We start from the raw sequence: 15,962 nt of genomic DNA on the forward strand, positions 1-15,962 counted from the left end.
AGCGTTATACGAAATTCAGGAGTATCGGATACTAATTTATAAATATGATATGAGCACTAATTGTGCGCTTTTTGCATAAAGAGTTTCAGGGTTTAGAGGGTGACAGAATGTCTGGCTTATACACGAATTTTTATAAAGAGAAAAAAGATGAAAATGGCAAAATTACAGATGTTGAGTTTATATATGATGATAGTTTTAATTTTGCTTATGACGTGGTAGATAAATATGCGGAAGCAGAACCGGGTAAGCTTGCTCTTGTACATAAGAGCACTACCGGGGAAGTGAGGCGGTTTACCTTTGCAGATATTAAAAATATGTCTGATAGAGCTGCTAATATGCTAAATTCTCTGGGAATAGCCAGGGGAGATAAGGTTATGCTCCTCTTAAAGAGACGCTATGAATTTTGGATCAGTATCATCGCTCTTCATAAGCTTGGAGCAGTTGCAATTCCGACCTCTCATATGGTATCTGCAAGGGATATTGCGGATAGGGTCAGCATGTCATGTACCAAAGCCATAATCTGCGTTAATTCAGATGACATCTGTGACAAAGTAAGAGAAGCAATAGTTTTGGCAGGTGATAGCTCTTTTACCGGCAAAAATAAAGAAAAAGTCCTGCAGATAGTGGTGGGGGACAGATATGAGGATGCGCTTTCTTTTTCCGAACTGATAGAAGATGCTGAGGACTATTTCGAAAGAGTCTCTACGAATGTTCATGATGACATGCTATATTATTTCACATCAGGTACAAACGGGGCACCCAAGGCGGTTATTCATGATCATTCATATCCGCTTGCTCACATTTATACAGCCAAAAACTGGCACGGAGCCCAGGATAACGGACTTCATTTGACAGTTGCAGATTCAGGCTGGGCCAAATCTGCCTGGGGTAAGCTCTACGGTCAGTGGTTTGTTGGAAGTGCAGTAATGGTATATGATTATGAGCAGTTTTACGCATGGGATATCCTTAGTCTCTTGGAAAAAGAAAAAATAACATCATTTTGTGCGCCTCCTACAATCTACAAGTACCTGATTCTTGAAGACATGACTAACTATGATCTTTCATCTCTTAAGGAGGTTACAACTGCCGGGGAGCCCATGCCGATTGAAGTGGCGAGAAAATTTACAGAAAAGACTGGGCTTATCGTCAGAGAAGGCTTTGGCCAGACTGAGACGGCCCTTCAAATATGTACGCCTGTAGGAAAAGAGCAAATTAAAGGCTCAATTGGCCAGGCTTCGCCGTTATACGATATCAGGATAGTCGATGAAGAAGGCGAGGAAGTTTCTTACGGAACGGAAGGCGAAATTGTGATCATACCTAAAGTACGTGGCATTCTGCCTATGGGGGTATTTAAGGGATACCTTGGAGATAAAACGCAGTATGAAGAAGTATGGCGAGGCGGTATATACCATACAAAAGACAGAGCAATCATGGATGAGAAGGGAAATTTCTTTTTCCTAGGAAGAAATGATGACGTGATCAAATCAAGCGGTTATCGCATCGGACCATCGGAAGTGGAAGATGTGATAATGAAGCATCCTGCAGTGTTTGAGTGTGCTGTAACGGGATATCCGTCAAAAAACAGAGGGACTTTGGTGAAGGCTAGTATTATTTTAAATGATGGCTATTTACCAAGCGCGACTTTGCAGAATGAAATACAGAATTTTGTAAGAGAAAGAGTAGCTCTTTACAAATATCCACGCAAAATTTGTTTTGCTACAGATCTTCCCAGAACTACTAATGGTAAGATCAGCAGAGCTATGATAAGAAAAATGGATTATCAAAAGTAATCCATTTTTTTATTTTAGGTATTGTAAACGCTTACATAAATATGCTATAACATTGTTAGTAAATAATCTTTTCTTAGCGTTTTGTAAGCGCTTACGAATTAGGAGGATATTTGGAATGGATTTATTAAACTATGATGTATTGGCTAAATCTGGCTATGAAGGCTACGTTTGCAAAGAAGCACCTGTAAGAGTTCTTCAGTTTGGTGAAGGAAACTTTATGAGAGCCTTTGTTGACTACTTTTTTGATATCAGTAATGAGAAGGCTGGCTTTAACGGCAAGGTTGCTCTTGTTCAGCCTATAGCACAGGGACTTACAGAGCTTATTAACAAGCAGGAAGGCCTTTATACTCTTTATCTTCGTGGCAGTGAGAACGGAGAGAAGGTAGATGCCAAGCGAGTTATTTCTGCTGTAGATTGTTGCCTCAATCCTTATGATAAGGCTGATTATGACAAGATGATGGCTATTGCAGCATCTGATGACCTTGATATTATTGCTTCCAATACAACTGAGGCCGGTATTGCTTATGATCCATCATGCAAATTTGAGGATGTACCTGCTAACAGTTTCCCTGGCAAGCTTACTCAGGTTCTTTATACAAGATATAAGGCTGGCAAGAAGGGTGTAGTAGTTCTTTCCTGCGAGCTCATTGACAATAATGGTAAAGAGCTTCTTAAATGCGTAAATCAGTATATCGACCAGTGGCAGCTTGAGGAAAGCTTCAAGACATGGGTTAATGAGGAGAATATTTTCTGCTCAACTCTTGTTGACAGAATTGTTCCGGGAAGAATCCGTGATCCTAAGGAAGTAGAAGAACTTGAGAAGATTAACGGATATCACGATGAACTTATCGATGTAGGTGAGATTTTCGGTGTCTGGATCATTGAAGGACCAGAGGGACTTGAGGATAGACTTCCTTTCAAGAAAGCCGGAGTAAATGTACATGTTGTTCCTGACGTTATGCCATACAAGCACCGTAAGGTTCGTATCCTCAACGGAGCTCACACAGGATTTGTTCTTGGCGCATACCTTGCAGGCTTTGATATTGTACGTGACTGTATGCATAACGATAATGTTGCAGGCTTCATGAACAAGATGCTCAATGAAGAGGTTATTCCTACACTTGTAGACCACCTTGATGAAAATGATCTTAATGCATTTGCTGCAGCTGTTAAGGATCGTTTTAACAATCCTTTTGTAAATCATGAACTTATGTCTATTTCACTTAACTCAACAAGTAAGTGGAAGGCTAGAAATATGCCTTCATTCCTTCAGTATATTGACAAAAATGGCAAACTTCCTGTATGCCTTACTATGTCACTTGCTGCTTATATTGCTTTTTATTCAAATGATATTCAGGAACTTACAGATGCAGGACTTGTATGTAAGAGACCTGCTGGTAATACATATACTGTAAGTGATGACAGATGGGCACTTGAGTTCTTCTATGAGCACAAGGGCGAGTCAGAAGAGGAACTTGTAAAAGCTGTTCTTGGCAATGAGAAAATGTGGGATCAGGATCTTAACAAGATTGATGGTCTTACTGATGCGGTAGTAGCTGATCTTAAGATGATTCACACAGAGGGTGCTGAAAAGGCTTACGCAAGCTGTCTTTGATGATTTTTAACCTGTACTGAAATTAAGATTTTTGATTATTTTTAGGGGCTCCGAAGTAGTTTTCGGAGCTCCTTTTTTGATTTTGGTCAAGAACGATATTACAAAAATAAAGTTTTTGTAAAAAAATTGTAGCAAAATTAATCAACATGGTTTATTATTGTAACAACACAACGCTTTAAACTGTTAAACTTTAACTTAACGAAAAGCTATCCAAAGCTATAAGAAATCGTTATAGGGAAAAAGCATACAGTTATTGATTTATTTTATTGTGGGTAGTATAATTGTATACAAGATTGAAAAACGGTAGAAACAATGACGTTTTTACGTTGATGAATGTGGGGAACACTTATTAGTAATAAAAATGCTATTTGTATCTTCACGATGCAGATAGCTATTTTTATATATTTTCTTATTAAAAATGGAGGAAGATTATGAAGAAGTACAACAGAGTAATCGCTTTACTTGCTGCTACATCTATGACAGCTACACTTATGGCTGGATGCGGCAAGACAGAAGCTCCTGCACAGACAGATACACCTGCGCAGACAACAGAAACAACAGAAGCTGCTGCAACTGAGACAACAGAAGCTGCTGCAACTGAGGAAGCTGATGCAAACCTTCCATCTCTTGTAGGCGTTGAGCCAGACACACGTCTTGCTGCTGATGCTTATTCAGAGCTTTGGGATGTTGACAGCTACCAGACAGAATCATCAGAGGTTTATAACAGAATTCTTGGCGAGTTCAATGAAGAGTATCAGAAGGCTCTTGCAACAGACAATATCGCTGAGCGTTATGCTCTTATGGGTGTTGCAGAAGCTAAGCTTCTTGGCTCAGGCGTATTTATTCCACTTTCAACACGTGGTGGTAACTATGCACTCAGACGTCACATTCCAGGATCAGTAACAAATACTCTTTGGGGCAACGATGATATGCGTTTCCACAATGTACTTGCTACTACAGATTTCGTTTCAGCTGATGATTACATTGAGCTGAAGAGCAAACTGAATGACCTTAGAGGAACAGGTACATATCAGGCAGAAGCTAAGAAGTACCTTGAAGAGAAAGGTTATACACTTACAGATACCTTTAACTATCCTAATACAAGTGATCCTAAGACTTGGGACGTTCTTGCTACATCAAGAGCAGCTGATTCTGAGAAGCTTGTAAACCTCTATGACGGACTTTTAGAGTATGACGTAGAGAACGTTCAGCAGCCTGCACTTGCAGAGAGCTATGAAGAGTCAGAGGATGGACTTACATACACATTCAAGATTCGTGAAGGTGTTAAGTGGGTTGATTCACAGGGTAGAGAAGTAGCTGATCTTACAGCTGATGACTTTGTAGCTGGTATGCAGCACATGATGGACGCTATGGGTGGTCTTGAGTACCTCGTTCAGGGCGTTATCGTTGGAGCTGATGCATATATCAACGGCGAGTCAACTGATTTCTCAACAGTTGGTGTTAAGGCAATTGATGATTACACACTTGAGTACACACTTGAGCAGAAGACACCTTACTTCCTTACAATGCTCAGCTATGGCGTATTCGCACCTCTTTCAAGAACATACTATGAAGGACAGGGCGGACAGTTTGGCCAGGGAACAGGTTCTGGTAACTATGGTACAGATCCTGACCACATCGCATACTGCGGACCATTCCTTGTAACAAGCTTTACAGAGAATAACTCAATCGTTATGAAGGCTAACCCTTCATACTGGAACAAAGATAACCAGAACATCAAGACTCTTAACTGGGTATTTGAGGATGGTACAGACGTAACTAAGGCATACAATGACTGTGTTGCCGGAACAATTACTTCTGTAGGACTTAACACTTCAACAATCGAGTCTGCTAAGGCTGATGGTAACTTTGATAAATATGCAGTTGTAACAGATACAGATGCTACAACATTCTGCGGATTCCTTAATACAAACCGTAAGGGATTTGCAAACTTCAACGATGCTACAGTAACTAAGTCTGAGAAGACTGTATGGGACGGACAGAGAACAGCTATCGCTATGCAGAACCATAACTTCAGACTTGCAGTTGTAACTTCACTTGACAGAGCTTCTTACAATGCTCAGAGAGAGGGTGAGGATCTCAAGCTTAATAACCTTAGAAACTCTTACACTCCTGGTACATTCGTAACACTTCCTGAGGAAGTTACAATTGATATTAACGGAACAGCAACAACATTTGCTGAGGGAACATACTTCGGTGAGATCGTACAGGCTCAGCTTGATGCTGATGGAATCCAGGTTAAGGCTTGGGATGCAGAGGCTGCTGATGGTGTTGGATCATCTGACGGATATGACGGATGGTACAATCCTACATATGCTAAGGAAAATCTTGCTAAGGCTGTAGAAGAGCTTGCTAAGCAGGGCGTAGAAGTTTCTAAGGAGAATCCAATCCAGATCGACCTTCCTTACTTCTCAGGTTCTGAGGTTTATACAAACAGAGCAAACGTTCTTAAGCAGTCTGTCGAGACATCTCTTGATGGAATGGTAGTAGTTAACCTTATTTCTTGCGAATCTCAGGATGACTGGCTCTATGCTGGTTACTATCCAGAGTATGGCTATGAGATGAACGCTGATATGATGGACGTTTCCGGATGGGGCCCTGACTATGGTGATCCTCAGACATATCTTGACACAATGCTTCCTGATTATGCAGGATACATGGTTAAGAGCCTTGGAGTATTCTAATAATACTCTTTAAATTCTGATTTAATTTGTAATAAGGCATTGCAAATAAATTGGAGAAAGTGGGAAAAAGACCTTCCCACTTTCTCCATTATGTTGTATAATGTTGTGGCTGTGTATTTAATTATAAAATTTTTATAAACATAGATATTTCAGCTATACAATAATATGTACCACAAAGGGAAAAAGCTATGACTAAGTATGTATTGAAAAGACTATTGCATGGAATAATTTCATCATTCATTGTTGTTGCTATTGTAATGATAATGATCTATACCATGCTGGACAGAAACCTGATCTTTGCTCAGGATAATGTCTTCAAGAACTATGGCAATAACGAGAAGACTGCCTATATGTACAGAAAGTGGGAGGAGTATGGGTATTTGGATCTTCTCACATATCAGGATTATTTGATCATGCTCCAGGAACAGGGAGAATTAGACGAGGAGACCAGAGTTAAGGCTGCCTCAATTGGTAAGAAGCCTGAGAATGATAGTGAACTTACAGCTGAGTATGTTCAGAAGTTTCAGGAATACTGTGATGCTAATGGATACACTGTAACCAGATGTAATGCCATTATGGTATCACCTAAGAAATACGCTAACGGTGGAGCACAGCAGCTTTTTGCGTCCAAGGATTATCCTATCACGCACAGACTGATTACATATATTACAGGTTTATTTACTGTTGATAATGTTCATTTCGTTGATGAAGATATAGATATAGGAGAGAGAAAGCTCACATTTACTCTTCATGATCCAGTATATGGAGGAGATAAGTTTGCTCCTGCAGTTATAGGAAATGGAACTTATCACAAATATCTTATTTATACAGACAATAAGTTCCCATTCATACATCAGAACCTTTTGACACTTAATCTTGGTAAGTCGTATGCGGTTAATGCCGGCATTGATGTATTTGACACTATGACCAAGAGACAGGGTTCATATGTAATGCAGACAACTACATTCCCTACCGGTCTTACAGAGGAATCTGCAGATGACCTTCATACTGCTGTTTTCGCATATGGTTCAAGAGAAACTAACAAGGTTAATGCTGATAGATTTACTGATGATTATACAAGCGTTAATACAATTAAGAATGGTAAGTCCAAGATGGGATATTCATTCTCAATCGGTATCGTTTCAGTTCTTCTTATGTACCTGATTGGTATTCCTCTTGGTATCTTGATGGCAAGACATAAAGATAAGTTTGTAGATAAGCTTGGAACCGGATATATCATGTTTATTACAGCGGTTCCTTCACTGGCCTATATTTTCCTGTTTAAAGCTATCGGCGGAAAACTTGGATTCCCTACTACATTTGATATCGAATCCACAAGCAGACTTGTATATGTACTTCCTATAATTTCACTTGCACTCAGACCTATTGCAGATACTATGAAGTGGCTTCGTAGATACATGATCGATCAGATGAACTCTGATTATGTTAAGTTCGCAAGGTCAGGAGGCCTTACAGAAGGCGAGATTTTCAGAAAACATATTCTTAAGAATGCTTCAATTCCGATTGTTCATGGAATACCTGCAGGTATCCTTGGAGCAGTTGTAGGAGCTATTATTACAGAGCGTGTATACGTAGTTCCAGGTGCTGGTAACCTTCTTACTGTTGCTATCAACCAGTATGATAATGGTGTTATTGTTGGTGTAACATTGTTCTATGCACTTCTTTCTGTAGTTAGTATGATTTCTGGTGACGTACTTATTTCTGTTGTTGATCCTAGAATCAACTATTCAGGAAAAGCCAGGTAAGGAGAATTTAAGATAATGGAAAATAAAGATTTATTTACAGTAGAAGGAATGACCGATGAAGAGCTCTTTTCTCTGGTAGACCATAACAGCCTTGATTCAGAGAAGATTACGGCTCCAAGATATTCATATTGGAAGTCAGTATTCAGAGTGTTCTTTAGAAATAAAGTTAACATTGTTATTCTTTCAATACTTGCTTTTGTATTATTGTTTGCATATATTTATCCTTCAGTTATCGAATATGACAGATTCGGTAATCTTATGGATTCTACAGCTAAGCACCTGATGCCGGGGGCTGCTATGAAGAAGTTTGGTTACAACATACACTGGATTCTTGGTGCCGGTGCATCAGGACAGTCAACATTTGATGCCATCTGGACAGGTTCAAGAATTTCTATTTCACTTGCCTTTGTCTGTGCAGCGATCAACCTTACTGTTGGTGTATTTGTAGGAGCTATTTGGGGATTTTCCAAGAAAATTGATATCTTTATGGTAGAGGTTTACAACATCGTTGGTAACGTTCCTCAGATTCTTCTTATATCAGTACTTGTACTTATTCTTTCACCAAGCTTTTGGTCAATGGTATTTGCACTGACTATTACAGGATGGCTTTTCATTGCTTACTTTATCAGAACACAGGTTATTATTATCAGAGACAGAGAGTACAACCTTGCAAGTAAATGTCTTGGAACACCACTTACCAGAATTGCTACCAGAAACATTCTGCCTTTCATGACATCAGTTATAGTTACACTGCTTGCAGTTGAGATTCCATCATATATCGGATATGAGGTTTTCCTTGCTTATATCGGAATGGGTATGTCTGATATGTCTCTTGGACGACTTATCTATGAAGCTGAGAGTGCTATGGTAACTCCTGGTTGGCAGTTTGAGTTCTGGAGTCCTGTAGTTATTGCTTCAATCATTACAGTTGCTCTTTATGTAACAGGACAGAATTTGGGTGACGCATCTGACCCTAGAACACATATGTAAGGAAAAACAAGAAAATGGAAGATAAGAAAGTATTATTATCAGTTAAAGATTTGGAAGTTAAATTCCGTGTAAGAGGACGAATCCTTACAGCTATACGTGGAATTTCACTTGATATTTACGAGAATGAATCCATTGCCATCGTTGGTGAGTCAGGATCAGGTAAGTCTGTATTTACCAAGACTTTCGCAGGAATGCTTGAGACTAATGGTTTTATCAGTAACGGTGATATCATCTTTAATGATGAAGAATTATCCAATACAATTGTTACTCTTAATGCATCCGGTAAGAGAGAACTTGCAAGAATTATTGACAAGCTCAACACATACTCAGCTCTTGAGTCTGGTGCTGATACATACAGACAGATTCTTGACCTCGAGTCAGAAAAGAGAGCCAAAGAGACTCTTTCTGATGAACAGGATGAGGAGTTTAACAATAAGATCAATGATCTTAAGTTCAAGAAGACTGAAGAGTTTAACCTCAAACAGACTTATGATACCAAGAAGGAAAAGGATAAGATCAAGGAATCTGAGAGAAAAATCAAGGCTTTTGAGGATGAGATTGCCAAGATTCAGAAGGAAAGAAATGATCTTATTCAGAAGCATAAGGAAGAAGTATCTTCTGATGCTACATACCTTAATGAGTACGAAAAGAAGCTTGCAGCTCTCAAGGCTCAGTATAAGCTTGATATATCCAAGCCTATAACCAAGGAACAGATGGATAGAAACTCTGTACTTGGTAAGGAGATATACCTTTCAGTTGGTAGATTCAAATATACTACAAGAAGAAAATATGTCAGCAGAATTCTTAACGACTTTAAGAAAGCGCTTAAACTTGGCGAGAATATTGCTGATGAAGAGACAAAGATTAAGATCTTTGATAATGTTATGTATTGCAAGCTTGTAGATGAAGCTGAAACTAAGCTTTCAGGTAAGATTTTCATCAACCTTGCAAGAGTAACAGATCCAAGTGACTGGGGACAGACTCGTGGTAAGAAGATTGCTACAGTATTCCAGGATCCTATGACCTCTCTTAACCCAATTATAACAATTGGTAAGCAGATTTCTTCAATTATTATGAAGCATCAGAATGTTTCAGAGGTAGAGGCTAGAGCGAGAGCAATCGAGATCATGAAGAAGGTTGGTATTCCTAATGCTGAGAAGCGTTACGATGATTATCCATTCCAGTATTCAGGCGGTATGAGACAGCGTATTGTTATAGCAATTGCTCTTTCATGTCAGCCTAAGATCCTTATCTGTGATGAGCCTACTACTGCTCTTGACGTTACAATTCAGGCACAGATACTTCAGCTTCTCAAGGATCTTCAGAAGGAATATAACTACACTATCGTATTCATTACACATGACCTTGGTGTTGTTGCTAATATTGCAGACAGAGTTGCAGTTATTTATGGTGGACAGATCGTTGAGCTTGGAACCGTTGAGGATGTATTCTACGATAGCAGACATCCATATACATGGGCTCTTTTGTCTTCACTTCCTCAGCTTGCACAGAAGGATACAGAACTGTACTCAATTACAGGAACACCACCATCACTTTACAACAAGATTACAGGTGATGCTTTTGCTCCTCGTAATCCATATTGCCTTAAGATTGATACTATTGAGGAACCACCTATGTTCAAGGTAAGTGATACTCATTATGCTAAGACATGGCTTCTCGATCCAAGGGCACCTAAGATTGAAAAGCCGGAAATTATCCGGGATATTCATGAGAAGTTTATGAAGATTTACAATATTACGGAGGTTTCAGAAAATGCCTAATAATCAGTTTCCTGAGCATGGACCAATAGATCCTGAGACAGGCAAAGAAGTACTCCTTTCTGTTAAGAATATTGATATTACTTTTGGAAAGGGAGACAACGCTTTCAAAGCTGTTAAAGATGCAAGCTTTGATATTTACAAGGGCGAGACCTTCTCACTTGTAGGTGAGTCTGGATCTGGTAAGACTACAATCGGTCGTGCAGTAATCAGGGTTAACCCTTGTTCAGCTGGTGAGATTCAGTATAAGGGCGTTAAAATATCCGGTAATATTTCTAAATCTCTTGATAGAGAGGTTATTAGAAATATTCAGATGGTATTCCAGGATCCTGCTGCATCTCTTAATGAGAGAGCAACTGTTGACTATATCATCTCAGAAGGTCTTTATAACTTCCATCTTTTCAAGAATGAAGCTGACAGAGTTCAGAAGGTTGAGAAGATGATCGAAGAGGTTGGACTTCTTCCGGAGCACCTTACTCGTTATCCTCACGAGTTCTCTGGTGGACAGAGACAGCGTATCGGTCTTGCAAGAGCGATGGTCATGGAACCTGAACTTGTAGTAGCAGATGAGCCTATTTCTGCCCTTGATGTTTCTATCAGAGCGCAGGTCCTGAACCTTCTCAAGAAGTTCCAGAGAGAAAGAGGAGTATCATATCTCTTTATTGCACATGACCTTTCAATCGTAAGATTTATTTCTGATCGTATTGGTGTTATTTATAAGGGTAACATCGTTGAGATTGCAGATACTGAAGAACTCTTCCAGTATCCGCTTCATCCATATACCAAGTCTCTTATTTCAGCAGTACCTATTCCTGATCCGAGACTTGAGAAGAACAAGGTTCTTTTTGCTTATGATCCTTCAGTTCATGATTATTCAGTTGATAAGCCTGAGCTTGTTGATATCGGACATAATCATCTTGTATATGGTAACAAGAAAGAAATCGAAGAGTATAAGAAGCTTCGAGATGAGAATAAACCAATTCAGGCTGTTAGAATTGATCCTGAGGAAGCTCAGAAGCAGATGGCTAAGAATACTGAGTTTATGGAATCAGAAGATACAGGAAGCAGCGAGATTCTCAGTACTCCTATACATGATACAGGAAGCATCTGGCTGTCAGTTCTTTCATTCTTCCTTCCTGTACTTGGCATTATTGCAGCCTTTGTATTCAGAAAGATGAATTACATCCGTAATTACAAGAGGTGTAAGAAGGGTGCTATTATTGGATTGTTAGTTCTTTTGGCTATCATAGTAGTGTTTGGTATATTGCTGATATTAGCATCACTGTGATAGAGTGATCCGGATATAATTTCATAGAATTTCTTAATTAAGGCCGATGACAAAAGCCGCAGTAATGGGGACTTTGTTGACATTGGCCTTAATTTTGCGCTATATTATGTTATGTAGAATTGCCAAGAAAACGAGTGTTACAATGCAATTCTAATAATATGATTAGGAGATTAATAATATGGTTTGCAGTATGACTGGCTTTGGTAGATGTGAAGTTACTGAGGGACAGCGTAAGTACACTGTTGAACTCAAATCTGTTAATAACAGATATTTGGATCTTGGCCTTAAGATGCCAAAGAAATTCAATGCATTTGAATCAGCTATTCGTTCTGAACTCAAGAGCTATATGAAACGTGGTAAGGTTGATGTATTCATAAGCTATGAAGATTTTTCTGAATCAGATTCCAGAGTAAAATATAATAAAGCTATTGCGGAAGAGTATTATAATTACTTAAAGGAAATGTCTTCCGATTTTGGCCTTGATAATGATGTAAGGATTTCTGTGCTTTCAAGATTTCCTGAGGTTTTTACCATGGAAGAGGAAGAACTTGATGAAGAGGAAGTATGGAGCGGATTAAGCAAGGCAATAAATGGTGCAGGTAAAGCTTTTTTGGAATCCAGAATGAAGGAAGGAGAATTTCTTTCAAAAGATTTATCAGAAAAGCTTGACGGAATGATGGAAAACGTGGAATATATTACAGAACGTTCTCCGGAAATCATTCAGGAATATAAGACTAAGCTACGAGAGAAAATTGCAGATTTACTCGAGGATAAGCAGGTTGATGAGAACAGACTTGCTATGGAAGTTACTATTTATGCAGACAAGGTCTGCGTTGATGAGGAACTTACAAGACTTCGTAGCCATATTAAGGCTACCAAGGAAGCACTACTTAAGGGCGATGACAAGGATGGCATCGGCAGAAAGCTTGATTTCCTTGCTCAGGAGATGAACAGAGAGGCTAATACAATTCTATCCAAGTCAACAGATCTTAAGATTTCTGACAGAGGAATAGCACTTAAGACTGACATTGAGAAGGTCAGAGAACAAATTCAGAATATCGAATGATATGTCATAAATAATCTATTAGAATGTGAGTATTACAAATGAATCGTAAAGGTATTATTATTGTTGTTTCAGGGTTTTCCGGTGCAGGAAAAGGCACTATAATGAAGGCTCTTACTGCTAAGTATGATCAGTATGCGCTTTCAATTTCAGCAACTACCAGAGATCCCAGACCTGGAGAAGTTAATGGAAGAGAATACTTCTTTGTAAGCAACGAAGAGTTTGAGAAACTCATTGCTGACAATGGACTTATCGAACATGCCGGTTATGTTAATCATTACTATGGCACACCCAGAAAATTTGTTGAAGATAAGCTTAATGCTGGAATTGATGTTATACTAGAAATAGAGATCCAGGGTGCTCTTCAGGTTAAGGAGCAGTATCCTGATGCAGTTCTATTGTTTGTTATGCCACCTTCTGCAGCTGAACTTGAGAAGAGACTTCGTGGCAGAGGCACAGAATCTGACGAAGTTATCAGGCAGAGACTGAAGAGGGCAGTAGAAGAGTCTGTTGGAATTGAGAACTATGATTATATAGTAATTAATGATAAACTAGAAGATGCTGTCGAGAGCGTCCATGGAATCATTACAGCAGCTCATGGTACTCCTGACAGGAATATGGAGTTTATCAGTAAGGTAAGAGAAGAACTCAATGGTTTGAATTGAGAATACTTTTATTTATTGATATTTCAGTAAGTTTTAATTTGTTAGATATTACACTTATTACGTGTTTTATACTATATTTATGTAATGTGTATGCGTAAGACGCAGGAAAGGATTTAATATGATACACCCATCTTATGTTGATCTTATGAAGGTTGTTAACAAGGGAGTTGAAGAGGGCGAGGAGCCTGTTATCAGCTCAAGATATTCAGTAGTTATGGCTACTGCAAAGAGAGCAAGACAGATCATTGCCGGTGATGAGCCAATGGTTAAGGTTAAGGACAAGCAGAAGCCTCTTTCAATTGCTGTTGATGAGATGAACCAGGATACACTCCGTATTCTTACTGACGAGGAGAAGGAAGAAATCCAGACAGAGGCTACAGAGAACGAGTAATATATGAAGATTTTATTTGTGTCACTTGGATGTGACAAGAATAGAGTTGATACTGAGGTTATGCTGGGGATGCTGGCTGACCGTGGTCACAACTTTACTGATGATGAACAGGAAGCAGAAGCAGCAGTTGTTAACACCTGCTGCTTTATAAATGATGCAAAAGAAGAGAGCATTAATACTATTTTAGAACTTGCTGAGCGGAGAAAGTCCGGTCAGCTTAAAGCGCTTATTGTTACAGGATGTCTTGCTCAGCGTTATAAAGAAGAGATTCAGGATGAGATTCCTGAAGTTGATGAGATATTAGGCGTATCCTCTACAGATAAGATAATAGAGGCTCTTGATGAAACTATCGAGAGAAATAAGCTTTTTTCACACAAGAATTATTTTGATGATGTTAACAGAAAGCCGATTGGTGGCAAGAAGAGAGTCATCACTACCGGAGGCCTTTACAACTATCTCAAGATAGCTGAAGGGTGCGACAAGCACTGCACATACTGCATTATTCCTAAGGTAAGAGGTGCTTACAGAAGTGTTCCTATGGAACAGCTCCTGGCAGATGCCAGAAATCTTGCAGAAGCCGGTGTTACAGAGCTTTTACTGGTAGCACAGGAGACAACACTTTATGGAACAGATCTTTATGGAGAGAAAAAGCTTCCGGAACTTCTCCATAAGCTCTGTGAGATAGACGGATTTAAATGGATCAGGATTCTTTACTGCTATCCTGAGGAAATAACAGAGGAGCTTATCCAGACAATCAAGACTGAGCCCAAGATCTGTCATTATTTGGATATCCCGATTCAGTCTGGTTCTGACAGAATTCTGAAGTTAATGGGAAGACGTACTAATAATGCAGAAATAAGAGCACTTGTTGAGCACCTTAGAGAGGAAATACCTGATATTTGTATCAGAACAACTCTCATAAGCGGATTCCCGGGAGAAACAGCGGCTGATCATAATGAGACTTTCAAGCTTGTTGAAGATCTTAGATTTGACAGACTTGGAGTGTTTACTTATTCACAGGAAGAAGATACTCCTGCAGCTACTATGCCGGATCAGGTTACTGAGAGAGTCAAGAACACAAGGCGTAACAAGCTTATGCGTCTTCAGCAGGAAATTGCTTTTGAAAATGCTGAGAATATGGTAGGCAAGATTGTAGAGGCTGTTATTGAGGGAAGAATTACAGATACTGACGATGAAGAAGGCTTTTCTTATGTCGCCAGAACCTATAAGGATGCCCCCGACATTGATGGGTATGTATTTGTCACCGGTGTAAAGAGAGAACTTATGACCGGTGATTATATAAAAGTATTGATCACAGGATCTAATGAGTATGATCTGATTGGGGAGGAAACAACATGAATTTACCAAACAAGCTGACCGTTCTTAGAGTTATACTGATTCCATTTTTTGTAGTTTTTTTGCTTCTTAGTCCCGGAAATGATTTGTTTAAATGGATTTCACTGGCAATTTTTATCATTGCCAGCCTGACGGATATGCTTGATGGCAAGATTGCCAGGAAATATAACCTTATTACTGATTTTGGTAAGTTTATGGATCCTCTGGCTGATAAACTTCTTGTATGCAGTGCAATGATTTGTCTGATTGACCTTGGAAAGATTCCTTCATGGGTAGTTGTAATAATTATTGCAAGAGAGTTTATTATAAGCGGATTCAGACTTGTAGCAGCTGACAATGGCCGTGTTATTGCTGCCAGCTATTGGGGCAAATTTAAGACAACATTCCAGATGATAATGGTAATTCTTATGATTGCTGATTTGGGGGCTGTTGTTCCGTATTATGACATCGTGACCACTATAATCATGTGGATCGCACTGGTACTTACTATCATTTCTCTTTGCGATTACATCATCAAGAACAAAGATGTTATGAGCGGTGATATGTAATATTGGA

12 protein-coding genes are annotated in these 15,962 nt (G+C 39.2%); all 12 read left to right on the forward strand.

The features are described 5' to 3' along the window. Nucleotides 1-107: 107 nt before the first annotated feature. Entirely contained in the window at nucleotides 108-1,790 is a 1,683-nt protein-coding gene (locus BPR_RS06490) for an AMP-binding protein (RefSeq protein ID WP_042256700.1), read from the forward strand. Between the two features lie 115 nt (nucleotides 1,791-1,905). Next, a complete protein-coding gene (locus BPR_RS06495; protein ID WP_013280667.1) occupies nucleotides 1,906-3,405 on the forward strand; it encodes a tagaturonate reductase in 1,500 nt (499 codons plus the stop codon). Nucleotides 3,406-3,836: 431 nt separating this feature from the next. Then, entirely contained in the window at nucleotides 3,837-6,110 is a 2,274-nt protein-coding gene (locus tag BPR_RS06500; RefSeq protein ID WP_013280668.1) for an ABC transporter substrate-binding protein, read from the forward strand. Nucleotides 6,111-6,298: 188 nt separating this feature from the next. Next, the gene (locus BPR_RS06505) at nucleotides 6,299-7,876 is read left to right on the forward strand and encodes an ABC transporter permease (RefSeq protein WP_013280669.1); all 1,578 of its coding nucleotides are present in this window, start codon (nucleotides 6,299-6,301) and stop codon (nucleotides 7,874-7,876) included. A 15-nt stretch (nucleotides 7,877-7,891) separates the two neighbouring features. After that, on the forward strand, nucleotides 7,892-8,866 hold the full coding sequence (locus BPR_RS06510; RefSeq protein ID WP_013280670.1) for an ABC transporter permease: 975 nt from the start codon (nucleotides 7,892-7,894) through the stop codon (nucleotides 8,864-8,866). A 14-nt stretch (nucleotides 8,867-8,880) separates the two neighbouring features. Further along, nucleotides 8,881-10,647, forward strand: a complete 1,767-nt coding sequence (locus BPR_RS21570) for an oligopeptide/dipeptide ABC transporter ATP-binding protein (RefSeq protein ID WP_013280671.1) — start codon at nucleotides 8,881-8,883, stop codon at nucleotides 10,645-10,647. Then, nucleotides 10,640-11,932, forward strand: coding sequence for an ATP-binding cassette domain-containing protein (locus BPR_RS06520; RefSeq protein WP_013280672.1), 1,293 nt, complete (start codon nucleotides 10,640-10,642; stop codon nucleotides 11,930-11,932). The genes BPR_RS21570 and BPR_RS06520 overlap by 8 nt, the downstream gene beginning before the upstream one ends. A gap of 178 nt (nucleotides 11,933-12,110) precedes the next feature. Next, entirely contained in the window at nucleotides 12,111-12,998 is an 888-nt protein-coding gene (locus BPR_RS06525; RefSeq protein ID WP_013280673.1) for a YicC/YloC family endoribonuclease, read from the forward strand. Nucleotides 12,999-13,036: 38 nt separating this feature from the next. Next, a complete protein-coding gene (gene gmk / locus BPR_RS06530) occupies nucleotides 13,037-13,660 on the forward strand; it encodes a guanylate kinase (protein WP_013280674.1) in 624 nt (207 codons plus the stop codon). Nucleotides 13,661-13,778: 118 nt separating this feature from the next. Continuing rightward, nucleotides 13,779-14,051: a DNA-directed RNA polymerase subunit omega gene (gene rpoZ / locus BPR_RS06535; protein ID WP_013280675.1), complete on the forward strand. Its 273-nt coding sequence runs from the start codon at nucleotides 13,779-13,781 to the stop codon at nucleotides 14,049-14,051. Nucleotides 14,052-14,054: 3 nt separating this feature from the next. Continuing rightward, nucleotides 14,055-15,410 carry a 30S ribosomal protein S12 methylthiotransferase RimO gene (gene rimO, locus BPR_RS06540; protein WP_013280676.1) on the forward strand — a complete coding sequence of 452 codons (1,356 nt, stop codon included), beginning with the start codon at nucleotides 14,055-14,057 and terminating at the stop codon, nucleotides 15,408-15,410. Then, a complete protein-coding gene (gene pgsA, locus BPR_RS06545; protein WP_013280677.1) occupies nucleotides 15,407-15,955 on the forward strand; it encodes a CDP-diacylglycerol--glycerol-3-phosphate 3-phosphatidyltransferase in 549 nt (182 codons plus the stop codon). Before rimO ends, pgsA begins: the two co-directional genes overlap by 4 nt. The last annotated feature ends 7 nt before the right edge of the window (nucleotides 15,956-15,962 follow it).

The organism is Butyrivibrio proteoclasticus B316 (genome assembly GCF_000145035.1).
In the GTDB taxonomy this organism is placed as follows: Bacteria; Bacillota; Clostridia; order Lachnospirales; family Lachnospiraceae; genus Butyrivibrio; species Butyrivibrio proteoclasticus.

Coding starts and splice junctions, on each gene's coding strand:
- BPR_RS06520 (WP_013280672.1), top strand. CDS start 10,640: ATGCCTAATAATCAGTTTCCTGAGCATGGACCAATAGATCCTGAGACA.
- BPR_RS06510 (WP_013280670.1), top strand. CDS start 7,892: ATGGAAAATAAAGATTTATTTACAGTAGAAGGAATGACCGATGAAGAG.
- BPR_RS06500 (WP_013280668.1), top strand. CDS start 3,837: ATGAAGAAGTACAACAGAGTAATCGCTTTACTTGCTGCTACATCTATG.
- BPR_RS06505 (WP_013280669.1), top strand. CDS start 6,299: ATGACTAAGTATGTATTGAAAAGACTATTGCATGGAATAATTTCATCA.
- rimO (WP_013280676.1), top strand. CDS start 14,055: ATGAAGATTTTATTTGTGTCACTTGGATGTGACAAGAATAGAGTTGAT.
- gmk (WP_013280674.1), top strand. CDS start 13,037: ATGAATCGTAAAGGTATTATTATTGTTGTTTCAGGGTTTTCCGGTGCA.
- pgsA (WP_013280677.1), top strand. CDS start 15,407: ATGAATTTACCAAACAAGCTGACCGTTCTTAGAGTTATACTGATTCCA.
- BPR_RS06525 (WP_013280673.1), top strand. CDS start 12,111: ATGGTTTGCAGTATGACTGGCTTTGGTAGATGTGAAGTTACTGAGGGA.
- BPR_RS06490 (WP_042256700.1), top strand. CDS start 108: ATGTCTGGCTTATACACGAATTTTTATAAAGAGAAAAAAGATGAAAAT.
- BPR_RS06495 (WP_013280667.1), top strand. CDS start 1,906: ATGGATTTATTAAACTATGATGTATTGGCTAAATCTGGCTATGAAGGC.
- rpoZ (WP_013280675.1), top strand. CDS start 13,779: ATGATACACCCATCTTATGTTGATCTTATGAAGGTTGTTAACAAGGGA.
- BPR_RS21570 (WP_013280671.1), top strand. CDS start 8,881: ATGGAAGATAAGAAAGTATTATTATCAGTTAAAGATTTGGAAGTTAAA.